Origin of the sequence: Pseudomonas sp. EYE_354 (assembly GCF_023148575.1) — a bacterium.
Lineage (GTDB): Bacteria > Pseudomonadota > Gammaproteobacteria > Pseudomonadales > Pseudomonadaceae > Aquipseudomonas.
The window spans coordinates 280,579-295,550 of record NZ_JAHXNQ010000002.1 but is presented as its reverse complement, the minus strand read 5'-3'; the positions used below and the strand labels follow the sequence as shown (position 1 = coordinate 295,550).

Genomic DNA, 14,972 nt, shown 5'->3' with positions numbered 1-14,972 from the left:
GTGGCAGGCATTGCAGCCGCGACACGCAAAAGCCGTTATCATAGCCGCCTCTTTGCCAGCCTTGCCATGGACACCATGACCGAGAACGACTATCTGACCGCTTGGGGCCTTTACGCCTTCGCCGCTTTGGGCTGCCTGTTGGTGTGGTGGCGCATGACCCGCTGGATCTGGCGGTGGCTGCGCGAGCCGCTGCAACTGCTGATGGCGGTGCTGCTGTTCAGCCCGACCATCGTTGACCCGGTCAAGACTCAGTTCGCGCCGGCCGTGGCCATCACCGCCATGGACCTGGTGCTCAAGGTCGGCAATAACGCCTGGCGCGCCATTTCCGATTTGTTCATGTACACGATGATCGCCTTTGGCGTGTACCTGGTGATTGTGTTGATCCGCTGGCCCATCGAGCGTGCGGCCAAGGCGCGCCAGGCGCGCAAGGCCGCCGTCGATGCCGCCCTGGCTGCCGAGCCTGAGCAAGACGAAGACGACGAGCCATTTCGTCGCCCGGCGCCCGTCAGCGGCATGCGGGTCGAACCGCGCCTTTAACGTTGCAGCGAGAGCCCTGGCATGTGTGAATTATTGGGCATGAGTGCCAACGTCCCCACCGATATCGTGTTCAGCTTTACCGGGCTGATGCAGCGCGGTGGGCGCACCGGCCCCCACCGCGACGGTTGGGGCATCGCGTTCTACGAAGGCCGTGGCCTGCGTCTGTTCCAGGACCCGGCGGCCAGCAGCGAGTCGGAAGTCGCGCTGCTGGTGCAGCGTTACCCCATCAAAAGTGAAGTGGTGATCGGCCATATCCGCCAGGCCAACGTGGGCAAGGTGAGCCTGGCCAATACTCACCCGTTCGTGCGCGAACTGTGGGGGCGCAACTGGTGTTTTGCGCATAACGGCCAACTGGCGGATTTCACCCCCCGCGCCACCTTCTATCGGCCGGTGGGCGATACCGACAGCGAAGCGGCGTTCTGTGATTTGCTCAACCGCGTGCGTGAAGCGTTTCCCGAGCCGGTGGACATTGAACGCATGCTGCCAGACCTGATCGCCGCCTGCGCCGAATACCGCAGCAAAGGTGTGTTCAATTGCCTGCTCAGCGACGGCGACTGGCTGTTTTGCTACTGCTCGACCAAACTGGCACAGATCACCCGCCGCGCGCCCTTTGGCCCCGCGCGCTTGAAAGATGTCGACGTGATCGTCGATTTTCAGGCCGAAACCACCCCCAATGACGTGGTGACGGTGATCGCCACCGAGCCATTGACCGACAATGAAAACTGGACCCGCTACGAACCGGGCCAATGGAGCCTGTGGCGACGCGGTGAATGCGTCAGCCAGGGCATTACCGAGTAGGGATATCGACCATGTTGCTCAGCTATCTGCGGTTGGTGCTGTTTGCTATTGGCCTGTTGGTCGGTGTGCAGGTGCCGGGGTTTATCAACGATTACGCCAAGCGCGTCGAAGCCCACTTGATCGAGGCCCAGACCGGCCTGCGTGGGTTTGAATCCACCGCGCAACAGTTCTTCAAGGGCGACTTGCAGGCGCTGGTGGCGCACTACCGCGCCAGCGATGACCCGGTGTTCCAGAGCGATGCCAACAGCCTGGGCGCAATGCTCGATCGGCAAGTGGCCCTGGATAAACAATTCCAGGCCATGCAGGGCCCGTGGTACATCCGCGCCCTGCAGGTGGCGGTGGCTGCCGACCCGGATATCCGCCAGGAAACCTGGAACGGCTACAGCTACCAGATCCTGCTGACCCCCGAGGCCATGGGCTGGGGCCTGGGCGGGGCGATGCTGTTGTCGTTCGGCATCGAATGCCTGTTCCGCCTGATCGACTGGATCGTGTTGGGCGGCAAGCGCATGCGCCAGAGCCGGCCGATCGAAGAGCGTGACCTCAAAGGCCTCTAAGGACCCCCAATGTGGGAGGGGGCAAGCCCCTCCCACAGTTTTAATCGGGTTTCGCCAGGGGAGGCAGCACCATCCGCTCTTCGCCGACTTCCTTGGCATATCGCGCCACCACCTTCTGGCACAGCCCCACAATCTCCTCCACCAGCTCCACCCCCACGCGCCACGACACCACCACCTGCAAATTCGGCAAGCGCTGTGCCATCGGCAGCATCACCAATTCCCCCCGGGCCAGTTCTTCGCTGACCAGCACCGGTGGCAGGGCGCCAATCCCAAACCCGTCGCGCAGCAATCGCGTGATGGCCGACACCGAATTCACGCAGTTCATCCGTGGTGCGGCGACGCCGTTGGCCTGCATCAGGCTCAGTACATCCTGGTGCGGGTGGGAGTTTTTCGAGTAGGTGATGATGCGTTCCTGGGCCAGTTCAGCGAGGGATGCATAATCGCGGTGGTAGATGGACTGGTTGGCCACGATCCAGGCCATGGGGTGGCTGCCCAGTTCCAGGCTGCGCACGGTTTCGAGGCGCAGCAGGTCGGTTTGCAGGATCAGGTCGAGGAAGCCTTTTTGCAGCTGATCGCTGAGGTTGAGCGCGGTATCGGCGACCAATTCGATTTCAACCAGCGGGAAATGGTCCATCAATTCGGCCACCAATGGGCTGAGCCACGTGTGGATCACCGTGTCCATCGCGCCGATGCGAATACGCCCGACTTTGCTGCTGGTGGTCTCCAGGGACTGCTTCAAATCCTGCATGGTCGCCATCATCTGCTCGGCGTAATCGAGCACCTTCACGCCTTCCGGGGTCAGGCTCACGCCGCGTGAATCACGCAGAAACAGCTTCACCCCCAGTTCGCCCTCCAGCACGGCAATGCGGCTGGAGATCGAGGCCTGGGTGGTGAACAGTTTTTCGGCGGTCAGGCGAAAACTTTTGAGCTTGGCCACCCAGACGAAGGTTTCGAGGAACTTCAAATTCATGGGATCAACTTTTTCTTATGCATGGATCGGTTTTTATTAGTTGGACGCGGCACGCGGCAAACGCCAAAAATCGGACCATTCCACGATAAGCGCCGTTGGGTGGCAGGACAAGTTGCGAGTTCTGCGTAAAAAATCCCACACTACAAAAACAATGCCTACAGGAGCGAGCGACGTGAGCCGCCTTCTACTCAATTGCGACATCGGCGAAAGCTTTGGCAACTGGACTATGGGTCTGGATGCCGAAGTCATGCCGTTCATCGATTGCGCCAACGTAGCCTGCGGCTTCCATGCCGGTGACCCGAGCATCATGCGCAAGACCGTCAGCCTGGCGCTCAAGCATGGCGTAAAAGTGGGCGCGCACCCTGCGTATCAAGACCTGCAAGGCTTCGGCCGTCGCTCCATGGCCTACACCCCCCAGGAAATCCAGGACCTGCTGCACTACCAGATCGGCGCCCTCGACGGCATCTGCCGGGCTCAGGGCGGGCGGGTCAGCTACGTCAAACCCCACGGTGCGATGTACAACGACATGATGGCCAACCCCACCCAACTGCGCGCGGTGATCCAGGCCGTGGCCGCTTATGGCGACCTGCCGCTGATGCTGCTGGCCACCCGGGACAACAGCGCGGCCCAGGCCCTGGGCGATGAATATGGCGTGACCTTGTGGTTCGAAGCCTTCGCTGACCGCGCCTACGACAGCAAAGGCCACCTGGTGTCCCGCCAGTTGCCGGGCGCGGTGCATCACGAAGCCGAGACCATTCTGAAGCAGGCCCTGACCCTGTCCCGCGGCGAAGCGCTGACCGCCAGTGACGGCAGCCCGCTGGTACTGCACGCGCATACCTTGTGTGTGCATGGCGATAACGCCAGCTCGGTCGCGGCCGTGCAGCGTATTCGCGAGGCGTTGAAACTCGCATGAAGCCACGTATTGAAGTGGTGGCCATCGATTGCTTGATGGTGCGTCTGTTCGACGTGATCGCCGAAGCTAATATGCCCTGGATGCTCGCCGCCACCCAGCGCCTGCGCAACGGGTTCGGCGCGGCGCTGGTGGACCTGGTGCCGTCGTACACCACCTTGATGGTGCATTACGACCTCACCGCGTTGACCCCGGCCCAGGCGCGGGCGCTGATCGACCAAGCGCTGACCGACCTGCATCCACAGGCCCAGGGCAGCGGCCAGTGCCACGTGCTGCCGGTGTGGTACGACCTGAGCGTCGGCCCCGAGCTGACCTTGCTCAGCCAGCGCAGCGGCTTGACGGTGGACGATGTGATCCGCCGCCACAGCGCCCACGAATATCAGGTGTTCGCCCTCGGTTTCGCCCCCGGCTTTGCCTTTATGGGGCTGGTGGACGAATGCCTGGCCACACCGCGCCTCAATACCCCGCGCAAACGCGTGGCGGCCGGCAGTGTCGGCATCGCCGAGCGGCAAACCGCCGCATACCCGGTGGTTTCCCCGGGCGGCTGGAACCTCATCGGCCGCACCCCGGCCACACTCTTCGACCGCCAGCGCGACGGTTACAGCTTGATGCAACCTGGCGACACCGTGCGCTTTGAACCCGTCGAGCACGCCGAATTTATCAATTTGGGTGGTGATGACACGCCGTTGGAGGCACAGGCATGAGTCGCTTGATCATCGAGGCCAGCACGCCTTTGTGCCTGTTGCAGGACGCCGGTCGTTTTGGCGTACGCCACCTGGGCGTGACCCAGGGCGGTGCGCTTGATTGGGTGTCGATGTCGTGGGCCAACTGGTTGCTGGGCAACGCATTGGACGCGCCGGTGGTGGAGATCACCCTGGGCGGCTTTACCGTGCAGGCCGAGGCGTATTGCCTGCTGGCGTTGGCCGGTGCCGATCTGGGCGCGTATATCGACGAGCGCGCGATCAGCCCTGGGCGCAGTTTTATCCTGCAAAAGGGCCAGCGGTTGCGCTTTACCCAGCCGTTCAATGGCGCGCGCGCTTACCTGGCCGCACCGGGCGGGTTCGAGGCGCCGGATGTGCTGGGCAGTTGCGCGACGGTGGTGCGCGAGGGGTTGGGCGGGCCGGACGGCTTCGGCAAAGCGTTGGCCCAAGGCGGGCTCCTGGCTTACCTGGGCACAGGCGGGGCGATGAAGGTGTTAAGCCAGCCGACATTGCCTGACAAGGCGCCCCTTGAGGTGATTGTCGGGGCGCAGATCGGGCAGTTCAGCGGCCAGAGCCTGTTCGATGCGTTCAACACCGACTGGTCCCTGGACAGCCGCGCCGACCGCATGGGCATGCGCCTGCTCGGCACGCCGCTGCAGTACCAGGGGCCGTCGCTGATTTCCGAAGGGATTCCATTGGGCGCGATCCAGGTGCCGCCGGATGGGCAGCCGATTGTGTTGCTCAATGACCGGCAGACCATCGGCGGCTACCCGCGCCTGGGCGCGTTGACGCCATTGGCGCTGGCGCGGCTGGCGCAGTGTCTGCCGGGGGAGACAGTGCGGCTGGCGCCTGTGGTGCAGGAGACGGCGCATCGGCAGCATGTCGAATATTTGCAGCGGCTGAGCACCGCCTGAAATACACCGAGGTGCCAAGGTGGGAAGGGGCTGGCCCCTCCCACAGTGGGTTTGTATTGAATTGGACGCCAGGCTTACTTCGACAGGAAGCGCATCCCTTCCTCAAGCCCGCGCAGGGTCAGCGGATACATCTGATCCTCCACCAGTTCCCGCACGATCGCGGTCGATGCCGTATAGCCCCAGGTGTCCTTTGGATACGGATTTATCCAGATCAGCTTCTTGTACTTGGCCATGAAGCGCTGCATCCATACGTACCCCGGCTCCTCGTTCCAGTGTTCGACGCTGCCGCCGGCCTGGGTGATTTCATACGGCGCCATCGACGCATCGCCGATAAAGATCACTTTGTAGTCGGCGCCGTATTTGTGCAGCAGGTCCTGGGTGGAGGTGCGTTCGGAAGTGCGGCGCTGGTTGTTCTTCCACACCGATTCGTACACGAAGTTGTGGAAGTAGAAATACTCCAGGTGCTTGAACTCGGTCTTGCAGGCCGAGAACAGCTCTTCGCAGATTTTCACGTGGGCGTCCATCGAACCGCCGATATCGAACAGCAGCAACAGCTTGATGGTGTTGCGCCGCTCCGGGCGCATCTGGATGTTCAATAACCCGGCATCGCGGGCGGTGTGGTCGATGGTGCCGTCGATGTCCAGTTCGTCGGCCGCGCCCTGGCGCGCGAATTTGCGCAGGCGGCGCAGGGCGATCTTGATATTGCGGGTGCCCAATTCAACCTGGTCGTCGAGGTTCTTGTACTCGCGCTGGTCCCAGACTTTTACGGCCTTGCCCTGGCGCTTGCCGGCGTCACCGACGCGAATGCCTTCCGGGTTGTAGCCGCCGGAGCCGAACGGGCTGGTGCCGCCGGTGCCGATCCATTTGTTACCGCCGGCATGGCGTTCTTTCTGTTCTTCCAGGCGTTTCTTAAATTCCTCGATGAGCTTGTCCAGGCCGCCGAGGGATTGGATCTGCGCGCGCTCCTCGTCGGTCAGCGAGCGTTCGAATTCCTTGCGCAGCCAGTCTTCGGGGATCAGCGCCTGCAAGTGGTCGTCGAGCTTTTCCAGGCCATTGAAATAGGCGGCGAACGCGCGGTCGAACTTGTCGAAATGCCGCTCGTCCTTGACCAGGATCGCGCGGGCCAGGTAGTAAAACTCGTCCATGTCGGCGAAGGTCACGCGCTGCTTGAGCGCGTTGATCAGGTCGAGCAGCTCGCGCACCGAGACCGGCACCTTGGCCGCGCGCATCTCATTGAACAGGTTGAGCAGCATCAGCGGTTACCGCGACGGCTCATGAACGCCAGACGCTCCAGCAACTGCACGTCCTGCTCGTTCTTGACCAGAGCACCGGCCAGGGGCGGGATGGCTTTGGTGGGGTCGCGCTCGCGCAGCACCGCTTCGCCGATGTTGTCGGCCATCAGCAGCTTGAGCCAGTCGACCAGCTCGGAGGTGGACGGTTTCTTCTTCAGGCCCGGCACTTTACGCACGTCGAAGAACACGTCCAGTGCTTCGCTGACCAGGTCTTTCTTGATGTCGGGGTAGTGCACATCAACGATTTTCTGCAGGGTGGTGCGGTCGGGAAAGGCGATGTAGTGGAAGAAGCAGCGGCGCAGAAACGCGTCCGGCAGCTCTTTTTCGTTGTTGGAGGTAATGATGATGATCGGGCGTTTCTTGGCCTTGATGGTCTCGTCGATTTCGTAGACGTAGAACTCCATCTTGTCGAGTTCCTGCAACAGGTCGTTGGGGAATTCGATATCGGCCTTGTCGATTTCATCGATCAGCAGGATCACCCGCTCTTCGGACTCGAACGCTTCCCACAGCTTGCCTTTCTTCAGGTAATTGCGCACGTCATGCACTTTGTCCACGCCCAGTTGCGAGTCGCGCAGGCGGCTGACCGCATCGTACTCGTACAGGCCCTGGTGGGCCTTGGTGGTGGACTTGATGTGCCAGGTGATCAGCTTGGCACCGAAGGATTCGGCCAGTTGCTCGGCGAGCATGGTCTTGCCGGTGCCGGGCTCGCCCTTGACCAGCAGTGGTCGCTCCAGGGTAATGGCGGCATTCACGGCCAGTTTCAGGTCGTCGGTTGCAACGTAGGCCTGGGTGCCTTCGAACTTCATCGGTGTTTCCTCGAATTCATCAATGCCCGGACTATACCGCGCGCCCCCGGCGACTGTGAACGCAGACGGGTTATTCAGTCTCTGAATGGGCGGTCAGGCTCAGTCCGCCGACGGCTTGGGTTGTTCATAGCGCGCGTTGAAGGCCTGGATAAAGCCATTGCGCAGGATCGCCAGGAACGCCGAAAACGCGCTGACATCCTGCTGATGCACGCTGCCGCTGAGTTCCACGCGGGTGGCGAACTGGTTTTTACGCTGGTTTTTCAGCACGGTTTCGCTGGTGCCGACCACCGCTTCCCAGATCGAACGGAAGATATTTTTGTCCTGGTTTTCGACGTCCTGTTTCCAGTCGAACACCTCGACGTCGCGCAGCAAGGGCTTGATGTAACCGGTCAACTGGCCTTTCTCGGCCTGGGCTTCGATCACCACATCGCCGGTGCCCGCCTTGAAGTCGAACTTGCCGTAGGCCGAGGCAAAGTCGTTCATGCGCTTGAGCTGCAGGTCTTTGGCGCGCAGGCGGAATTCGAAATTCTCGAAGTTGCTCAGCGGGTCAAACGTTGCGCTGGCGTCCACCGGCGCCTGGCCTTGTAACAGGGCCTTGCCGTCGAACCGCGCGTCGCGCTTGCCTTTGACGTCGACCACATTGGTCAGGTTGTAGAAGCTGGCGTTGACGTCGGTCGCGTCGATCTTCACCACGGGTTTGGAGCTGAAGTTGTGGAAGGCGATCTTGCCCTCTTCGATGCGCACCTCATCGAGGGTGATGGGTGCCAGTTTGCTCAATTGCTCGCGCCAGTCGGTGCCTTTACCGGTCTGGGACGCCTGCTTGTTGGCGCCGCCGTCGACGAAGTTCACCTCGGGCCGGATAAATCGCACTTTGGCCACCACGGCGTGGTCGTACCATAGAGCGTGCCAGCTCACCGCGAGGTCGATCAGCGGTGCGTTGACGAACGGTACGGGCACCTTGCCGTCGACCTTGATGATCTCAAGGCCATTGATCCTGTAAGCGCCACGCCACAGCGCCAGGTCCACGTCGGTCACGTGGCCCCGGTAATCGCCCATCTCGGCGAGCTTGTCGTTGAGGTAGTTACGCACCAGGTAGGGCAGGGCGATGTTCAAGGCAACCAAAACCACCAGCAATCCGGCGATGGTCAAGAGTGGCCAACTGTAGCGACGTTTCATGGGAAGGGTCCTCGGTCCATATAGCTCGGTCCATATAGTGAGGTGGACTGCCGCGACAGGCGCAACGTTCCTTCGACTGGACGCTTTGCGGCACGAGGCATACCCTTGGAATCTTTCTGAAAACCGCCCAATAGGACCCGTCATGAGCCGCATTTTTGCAGACAACGCGCACTCCATCGGTAACACGCCCCTGGTTCAGATCAACCGTATCGCGCCGCGCGGCGTGACCATCCTGGCCAAGATCGAAGGGCGTAACCCTGGGTACTCGGTGAAGTGCCGCATTGGCGCGAACATGATCTGGGACGCGGAAAGCAGCGGCAAACTCAAGCCGGGCATGACCATTGTCGAGCCCACCTCGGGCAACACCGGGATTGGCCTGGCGTTCGTCGCCGCCGCCCGTGGTTACAAGCTGCTGCTGACCATGCCGGCGTCCATGAGTATTGAGCGACGCAAGGTGCTTAAGGCACTTGGCGCTGAGCTGGTGCTGACCGAGCCTGCCAAAGGCATGAAGGGGGCCATCGAGAAAGCCGCTGAAATCGTCGCCGGCGACCCGGCCAGCTACTTTATGCCGGGCCAGTTCGAAAACCCGGCAAACCCTGCGATCCACGAAAAAACCACCGGCCCGGAGATCTGGAACGACACCGACGGCGCCGTGGATGTGCTGGTCGCGGGCGTCGGCACCGGCGGCACCATCACCGGTGTGTCGCGCTACATCAAGAACATCGCCGGCAAGCCGATTCTGTCGGTGGCCGTCGAGCCCGCTACATCGCCGGTGATCACCCAGGCACTGGCCGGTGAAGAGATCAAGCCCAGCCCGCACAAGATCCAGGGCATCGGCGCGGGTTTTGTCCCGAAAAACCTCGATTTGTCGATGGTCGATCGTGTGGAGTTGGTGACCGACGACGAGTCCAAGGCCATGGCCCGGCGCCTGATGCAGGAAGAGGGGATTTTGTGCGGTATTTCCTGCGGCGCGGCGATGGCGGTGGCTGTGCGGCTGGCCGAGAAGCCGGAAATGCAAGGCAAGACCATCGTGGTCGTCCTGCCGGATTCCGGTGAGCGTTACCTGTCGAGCATGCTGTTCAGCGATTTGTTTACCGACCAGGAAAACCAGGCCTGATAGGCATTTGGGGTTGATGTGTGTCAGCCCCGGTACCCTGGGCCTTCTGCATAATGGCCCAACTGTTTATCATGGCCGGCTGCTATGTCTGGTTTCCCCGTGACGGGAAGTGGTTGGCCAGGCGCTTATTTCCAGGAGTTGCTGCATGACCTTTTCGTTGGCCGCCAAGTTGTCGGTGTTGCTGTTGTTTATCGGCAGCACCCTGTATGTACACCTGCGCGGCAAGGCCCGTTTACCGATGTTGCGCCAGTTTGTGAACCACTCGGCGCTGTTCGCCCCCTATAACGCCTTGATGTACCTGTTCTCCGCGGTGCCGTCCAAACCTTACCTGGACCGCAGCAAGTTTCCGGAACTGGATGTGCTCAAGGACAACTGGGAAGTGATCCGCGAAGAAGCCATGCGCCTGTTCGACGAGGGTTACATCCGTGCCGCCGAAAAGAACAACGACGCCGGGTTTGGTTCGTTCTTCAAGAAGGGCTGGAAACGTTTTTACCTCAAGTGGTACGACAAACCGTTGCCGTCGGCCGAGGCGCTGTGCCCGAAAACCGTGGCACTGGTGAGCGGCATTCCCAACGTCAAGGGCGCGATGTTTGCGCTGTTGCCCGGCGGCAGCCACCTCAACCCGCACCGTGACCCGTTTGCCGGCTCGCTGCGCTATCACCTGGGGCTGTCCACGCCCAACTCCGACGCCTGCCGCATTTTCGTCGATGGCCAGGAATATGCCTGGCGCGACGGTGACGACGTGATGTTCGACGAAACCTATGTGCACTGGGTGAAGAACGAAACCGAGCACACCCGCGTGATCCTGTTCTGTGACATTGAACGCCCCTTGAGCAACCCGTTCATGACCCGCGTCAACCGTTGGGTCAGCAAGCAATTGGGTCGCGCCACGGCGCCGCAGAACCTGGACGACGAACGCGTAGGTGGCATCAACCAGGCCTATGCCTGGAGCAAGACCTTCAGCGACAAGTTCAGCGGTGTGGTCAAGCAGTGGAAGCGCAAGCACCCCAAGGCCTACCGCATTGCGCGGCCGGTGTTGGCGGTTGTGGTACTGGTGCTGCTGTGGAAATGGCTGTTCGGCTGATCCGACAGGTACAACAGGGTTAAACGGTGGGAGAGGCAAGCCCTCTCCCGCACGTGTTCGCCTGTGTTCTTAAGCGGCGATCAACTGACGCAGCACATAGTGCAGGATGCCGCCGGCTTTGAAGTATTCCACTTCATTGAGCGTGTCGATCCGGCACAGCACCTCCACCTTCTCGCGGCTGCCATCCTCCCGCGTAATCACCAGCGTCAGGTTCATGCGCGGCACGATCTCAACGTCGGTCAGGCCGAGGATGTCGATTTTCTCTTTGCCGGTGAGTTTGAGCGTCTTGCGGTTCTGATCCAGCTTGAACTGCAACGGCAGCACGCCCATCCCCACCAGGTTGGAGCGGTGAATGCGCTCGAAGCTTTCGGCGATCACCGCCTTGACCCCCAGCAGGTTAGTGCCTTTGGCCGCCCAGTCGCGGCTTGAGCCGGTGCCGTACTCTTGCCCGGCGATCACCACCAGCGGCGTGCCCGACGCCTGGTATTTCATGGCCGCATCGTAAATCGCCATCTTCTCGCCCGTGGGGATATACAGCGTGTTGCCGCCTTCCTCGCCGCCGAGCATTTCATTACGGATGCGGATATTGGCGAAGGTGCCGCGCATCATCACTTCGTGGTTGCCCCGGCGTGAGCCGTAAGAGTTGAAGTCGCGCGGTTCTACGCCCTGCTCGCGCAGGTATTGGCCGGCGGGGCTGTCGGTCTTGATATTGCCGGCAGGAGAGATGTGGTCGGTGGTCACCGAATCCCCGAGCAGCGCCAGGACGTTGGCGGCCTTGACGTCTTCGATCACCGGCAGCGGCCCGCCAATGTCGTCGAAGAACGGCGGGTGCTGGATGTAGGTGGAGTCTTTCTGCCACACATAGGTCGCGGCCTGGGGGACTTCAATGGCCTGCCACTGCTCGTCCCCGGCGAACACCTCGGCGTATTCCTTGTGGAACATGCCGGTGCTGACTTGGGCCACCGCGTCGGCAATCTCCTGGCTGCTCGGCCAGATGTCCTTGAGGTACACCGGTTTGCCGTCCTTGTCGTTACCCAACGGCTCGCTGCTGATGTCGATACGCACGGTGCCGGCCAGGGCGTACGCCACCACCAGCGGCGGCGAGGCCAGCCAGTTGGTTTTCACCAAAGGGTGCACGCGGCCTTCGAAGTTACGGTTGCCGGACAGCACCGAGGCCACGGTGAGGTCGGCTTTCTGGATGGCTTTTTCAATCGGCTCAGGCAGCGGGCCGGAGTTGCCGATGCAGGTGGTGCAGCCATAACCCACCAGGTCGAAGCCGAGTGCGTCCAGGTAGTGGGTCAGGCCGGCGGCGTTGTAATAGTCGGTGACCACCTTGGAGCCGGGCGCCAGGGAGCTTTTGACCCAGGGCTTGCGGGTCAGGCCTTTTTCCACGGCTTTTTTGGCCAGCAGCCCGGCCGCCATCATTACGCTGGGGTTGGAGGTGTTGGTGCAGGAGGTGATCGCGGCGATGACCACCGCGCCGTTTTTCAGGCGATAAGTGCTGCCTTCGTACTCGTAATCCGCTTCGCCCACCAAGTCGGCGTTGCCCACCGCCACACCGCCGCCGCCTTCGCTTTCCAGGCGGCCTTCTTCTTTGTTGGTGGGTTTGAATTGCAGGTCGAGGAAGTCGCTGAAGGCTTGGCCGACGTTCGGCAGGGCCACGCGGTCCTGGGGGCGTTTCGGCCCGGCGAGGCTGGCTTCGACGCTGCCCATGTCCAGGGCCAGGCTGTCGCTGAACACCGGCTCCTGGCCGGCGTTGCGCCACAGGCCCTGGGCCTTGGTGTAGGCCTCCACCAGCTTCACGGTTTCGCTCGGGCGGCCGGACAGGCGCAGGTAGTCCAGGGTTACATCATCCACCGGAAAAAAGCCGCAGGTGGCGCCATATTCCGGGGCCATGTTGGCGATGGTGGCGCGGTCCGCCAGGGGCAGATCGGCCAGGCCGTCGCCGTAGAACTCGACGAACTTACCCACCACGCCTTTTTTGCGCAGCATTTGCGTCACGGTCAGCACCAGGTCGGTGGCGGTGATGCCTTCTTTGAGTTTGCCGGTGAGCTTGAAGCCGATCACTTGCGGGATCAGCATCGACACCGGCTGGCCAAGCATCGCCGCTTCCGCTTCGATCCCGCCCACGCCCCAGCCGAGCACGCCCAGGCCATTGATCATGGTGGTGTGGGAGTCGGTGCCCACCAGGGTGTCGGGGAACGCATAGGTGCGGCCGTCTTCGTCTTTGGTCCACACGGTGCGACCCAGGTATTCCAGGTTGACCTGGTGGCAGATGCCGGTGCCCGGCGGTACCACGCTGAAGTTGTCGAAGGCGCTCTGGCCCCAGCGCAGGAAGGCATAGCGTTCGCCGTTGCGCTGCATTTCGATGTCGACGTTTTGCTCGAAGGCGTCGGCATTGCCGAACTTGTCGACCATCACCGAGTGGTCGATCACCAGATCCACCGGCGACAGTGGGTTGATGCGCTGCGGGTCGCCCCCGGCCTTGGCCATGGCGGCGCGCATGGCGGCCAGGTCGACCACGGCGGGCACACCGGTAAAGTCTTGCATCAATACACGGGCAGGGCGGTACTGGATCTCGCGGTCGGACTGGCGCTCTTTGAGCCAGGCGGCAATGGCCTTGAGGTCGGCGCCGGTGACGGTCTTGTTGTCTTCCCAGCGCAGCAGGTTTTCCAGCAGCACCTTGAGCGACATCGGCAGCTTGTCCAGGTCGCCCAGGCTCTTGGCGGCTTCGGGCAGGCTGAAGTAGTGGTAGGTTTTGCTGTCTATTTCCAGGGTCTTAAGGGTTTTCAGGCTATCAAGCGAGGACATGACGCGACTCCTTATGGTCCGCACGGCTACGGACCTGACGGGACGAACAGAGCTTTAAAGCTAGCGCTGTTTTCATTAGCAGGCTAATAACTGGACTCTATGGACAAGTCCAAGGTTCCGAACTCGGCTATCATGCGCGCGTTTTCATGACAGGCATTGCGATAGCGCAAGGCCGGTTGAGTCACCAGGAGAGTCGATGAACACCCTTTTTATGCACTGCCGCCCGGGTTTTGAAGGCGAAGTCTGTTCCGAGATCGCGGAACACGCCGCGCGCCTGAACGTTTCCGGCTACGCCAAGGCCAAGACCGGCAGCGCCTGCGCCGAATTTGTCTGCACCGAAGAAGACGGCGCCGCGCGCCTGATGCATGGCCAACGCTTTGCCGAGCTGATCTTCCCAAGGCAGTGGGCGCGCGGGGTATTTATCGACCTGCCGGAAACCGACCGCATCAGCGTGATCCTCGCTCACCTGCGCGAATTCCCGGTCTGCGGCAGCCTGTGGCTGGAAATGGTCGACACCAACGACGGCAAGGAACTGTCGAACTTCTGCAAAAAATTTGAAGTGCACCTGCGCAAAGCCCTGCTCAACGCCGGCAAATTGGTCGACGATGCGAGCAAGCCGCGCCTGCTGCTGACCTTTAAGAGCGGCCGCGAAGTGTTTATGGGCCTGGCCGAGTCGAACAACTCGGCGATGTGGCCGATGGGCATCCCCCGTTTGAAGTTCCCGCGTGAAGCGCCGAGCCGCTCGACCCTGAAGCTGGAAGAGGCCTGGCACCACTTTATCCCACGCGACCAGTGGGACGAGCGCCTGCACGGCGACATGACCGGCGTCGACCTCGGCGCCGCGCCGGGCGGCTGGACCTGGCAACTGGTCAACCGTGGCATGCTGGTGACCGCCATCGACAACGGCCCTATGGCCGAAAGCCTGATGGACACTGGCCTGGTGCAACACTTGATGGCCGACGGCTTCACCTTCGTGCCCAAGCAACCGGTGGACTGGATGGTGTGTGACATCGTCGAGAAACCGGCGCGCAACGCCGCGTTGCTGGAGACCTGGATCGGCGAGGGCCATTGCCGCGAAGCGGTGGTGAACCTGAAGCTGCCGATGAAGCAGCGTTATGCCGAAGTCAAGCGCCTGCTGGAACGCATTGAAGAGGGCTTCAAGGCACGCGGCATTCGCGTGGAGATCGGCTGCAAGCAGCTGTACCACGACCGCGAGGAAGTGACGTGCCATTTGCGTCGGTTAATCGACGTAAAGAAATCCAAAAGCCGCTGAGTTCAAATGTGGGCGCTGGCTTGCCTGCG

The 14,972-nt window shown here is 61.7% G+C and carries 14 protein-coding genes; 9 read left to right on the top strand and 5 right to left on the bottom strand.

Going from position 1 to position 14,972, the window contains the following annotated elements; translation table 11 throughout:
- Genes KZX66_RS04070 through KZX66_RS04060 form a run of 3 tightly spaced genes read left to right on the top strand, consistent with a single transcriptional unit; the run spans position 1 to position 1,889 of the window.
- Positions 1–537 (top strand): MFS transporter, encoded by a 537-nt coding sequence (locus KZX66_RS04070; RefSeq protein ID WP_248076682.1) that lies wholly within the window; start codon positions 1–3, stop codon positions 535–537.
- Between the two features lie 21 nt (positions 538–558).
- Positions 559–1,335 carry a class II glutamine amidotransferase gene (locus tag KZX66_RS04065; protein WP_248076680.1) on the top strand — a complete coding sequence of 259 codons (777 nt, stop codon included), beginning with the start codon at positions 559–561 and terminating at the stop codon, positions 1,333–1,335.
- Between the two features lie 11 nt (positions 1,336–1,346).
- A complete protein-coding gene (locus KZX66_RS04060) occupies positions 1,347–1,889 on the top strand; it encodes a DUF2937 family protein (protein WP_248076678.1) in 543 nt (180 codons plus the stop codon).
- A gap of 40 nt (positions 1,890–1,929) precedes the next feature.
- On the opposite strand, the gene KZX66_RS04055 is transcribed toward KZX66_RS04060, so the two are convergent.
- Positions 1,930–2,859: a LysR family transcriptional regulator gene (locus tag KZX66_RS04055; protein WP_248076675.1), complete on the bottom strand. Its 930-nt coding sequence runs from the start codon at positions 2,857–2,859 to the stop codon at positions 1,930–1,932.
- A 172-nt stretch (positions 2,860–3,031) separates the two neighbouring features.
- On the opposite strand from KZX66_RS04055, the gene KZX66_RS04050 reads away from it, so the two are divergent.
- Genes KZX66_RS04050 through KZX66_RS04040 form a run of 3 tightly spaced genes read left to right on the top strand, consistent with a single transcriptional unit; the run spans position 3,032 to position 5,384 of the window.
- Complete coding sequence (locus KZX66_RS04050; protein ID WP_248076672.1) at positions 3,032–3,772, top strand: 5-oxoprolinase subunit PxpA; 741 nt, start codon at positions 3,032–3,034, stop codon at positions 3,770–3,772.
- Complete coding sequence (gene pxpB, locus KZX66_RS04045) at positions 3,769–4,473, top strand: 5-oxoprolinase subunit PxpB (protein WP_248076669.1); 705 nt, start codon at positions 3,769–3,771, stop codon at positions 4,471–4,473. The genes KZX66_RS04050 and pxpB overlap by 4 nt, the downstream gene beginning before the upstream one ends.
- Positions 4,470–5,384 carry a biotin-dependent carboxyltransferase family protein gene (locus KZX66_RS04040; RefSeq protein ID WP_248076666.1) on the top strand — a complete coding sequence of 305 codons (915 nt, stop codon included), beginning with the start codon at positions 4,470–4,472 and terminating at the stop codon, positions 5,382–5,384. Before pxpB ends, KZX66_RS04040 begins: the two co-directional genes overlap by 4 nt.
- A gap of 74 nt (positions 5,385–5,458) precedes the next feature.
- On the opposite strand, the gene KZX66_RS04035 is transcribed toward KZX66_RS04040, so the two are convergent.
- The 3 genes from KZX66_RS04035 to KZX66_RS04025 all read right to left on the bottom strand — a co-directional run bounded on the left by KZX66_RS04035 (position 5,459) and on the right by KZX66_RS04025 (position 8,658).
- On the bottom strand, positions 5,459–6,637 hold the full coding sequence (locus KZX66_RS04035; RefSeq protein ID WP_248076663.1) for a VWA domain-containing protein: 1,179 nt from the start codon (positions 6,635–6,637) through the stop codon (positions 5,459–5,461).
- Entirely contained in the window at positions 6,637–7,482 is an 846-nt protein-coding gene (locus KZX66_RS04030) for a MoxR family ATPase (RefSeq protein WP_003210690.1), read from the bottom strand. Before KZX66_RS04030 ends, KZX66_RS04035 begins: the two co-directional genes overlap by 1 nt.
- 99 nt (positions 7,483–7,581) lie before the next feature.
- Complete coding sequence (locus KZX66_RS04025) at positions 7,582–8,658, bottom strand: DUF748 domain-containing protein (RefSeq protein ID WP_248076659.1); 1,077 nt, start codon at positions 8,656–8,658, stop codon at positions 7,582–7,584.
- A 142-nt stretch (positions 8,659–8,800) separates the two neighbouring features.
- On the opposite strand from KZX66_RS04025, the gene cysK reads away from it, so the two are divergent.
- Together cysK and KZX66_RS04015 are read left to right on the top strand one after the other, a co-directional pair.
- The gene (gene cysK, locus KZX66_RS04020) at positions 8,801–9,775 is read left to right on the top strand and encodes a cysteine synthase A (RefSeq protein ID WP_248076657.1); all 975 of its coding nucleotides are present in this window, start codon (positions 8,801–8,803) and stop codon (positions 9,773–9,775) included.
- 145 nt (positions 9,776–9,920) lie between these two features.
- A complete protein-coding gene (locus KZX66_RS04015; protein ID WP_248076655.1) occupies positions 9,921–10,859 on the top strand; it encodes an aspartyl/asparaginyl beta-hydroxylase domain-containing protein in 939 nt (312 codons plus the stop codon).
- Positions 10,860–10,928: 69 nt separating this feature from the next.
- Here KZX66_RS04015 and acnA read toward each other — a convergent pair whose 3' ends face one another.
- Positions 10,929–13,670: an aconitate hydratase AcnA gene (gene acnA / locus KZX66_RS04010; protein WP_248076653.1), complete on the bottom strand. Its 2,742-nt coding sequence runs from the start codon at positions 13,668–13,670 to the stop codon at positions 10,929–10,931.
- A 196-nt stretch (positions 13,671–13,866) separates the two neighbouring features.
- Here acnA and rlmM point away from each other — a divergent pair, with 196 nt between their 5' ends.
- Positions 13,867–14,943 carry a 23S rRNA (cytidine(2498)-2'-O)-methyltransferase RlmM gene (gene rlmM, locus KZX66_RS04005; protein ID WP_248076651.1) on the top strand — a complete coding sequence of 359 codons (1,077 nt, stop codon included), beginning with the start codon at positions 13,867–13,869 and terminating at the stop codon, positions 14,941–14,943.
- Positions 14,944–14,972: the final 29 nt, after the last annotated feature.

What these genes read in the sequence shown, in the direction of transcription:
- KZX66_RS04035 (WP_248076663.1), bottom strand. Translation starts at nt 6,637, where the DNA reads ATGCTGCTCAACCTGTTCAATGAGATGCGCGCGGCCAAGGTGCCGGTC.
- acnA (WP_248076653.1), bottom strand. Translation starts at nt 13,670, where the DNA reads ATGTCCTCGCTTGATAGCCTGAAAACCCTTAAGACCCTGGAAATAGAC.
- rlmM (WP_248076651.1), top strand. Translation starts at nt 13,867, where the DNA reads ATGAACACCCTTTTTATGCACTGCCGCCCGGGTTTTGAAGGCGAAGTC.
- KZX66_RS04065 (WP_248076680.1), top strand. Translation starts at nt 559, where the DNA reads ATGTGTGAATTATTGGGCATGAGTGCCAACGTCCCCACCGATATCGTG.
- pxpB (WP_248076669.1), top strand. Translation starts at nt 3,769, where the DNA reads ATGAAGCCACGTATTGAAGTGGTGGCCATCGATTGCTTGATGGTGCGT.
- KZX66_RS04040 (WP_248076666.1), top strand. Translation starts at nt 4,470, where the DNA reads ATGAGTCGCTTGATCATCGAGGCCAGCACGCCTTTGTGCCTGTTGCAG.
- KZX66_RS04025 (WP_248076659.1), bottom strand. Translation starts at nt 8,658, where the DNA reads ATGAAACGTCGCTACAGTTGGCCACTCTTGACCATCGCCGGATTGCTG.
- KZX66_RS04015 (WP_248076655.1), top strand. Translation starts at nt 9,921, where the DNA reads ATGACCTTTTCGTTGGCCGCCAAGTTGTCGGTGTTGCTGTTGTTTATC.
- KZX66_RS04055 (WP_248076675.1), bottom strand. Translation starts at nt 2,859, where the DNA reads ATGAATTTGAAGTTCCTCGAAACCTTCGTCTGGGTGGCCAAGCTCAAA.
- KZX66_RS04030 (WP_003210690.1), bottom strand. Translation starts at nt 7,482, where the DNA reads ATGAAGTTCGAAGGCACCCAGGCCTACGTTGCAACCGACGACCTGAAA.
- cysK (WP_248076657.1), top strand. Translation starts at nt 8,801, where the DNA reads ATGAGCCGCATTTTTGCAGACAACGCGCACTCCATCGGTAACACGCCC.
- KZX66_RS04060 (WP_248076678.1), top strand. Translation starts at nt 1,347, where the DNA reads ATGTTGCTCAGCTATCTGCGGTTGGTGCTGTTTGCTATTGGCCTGTTG.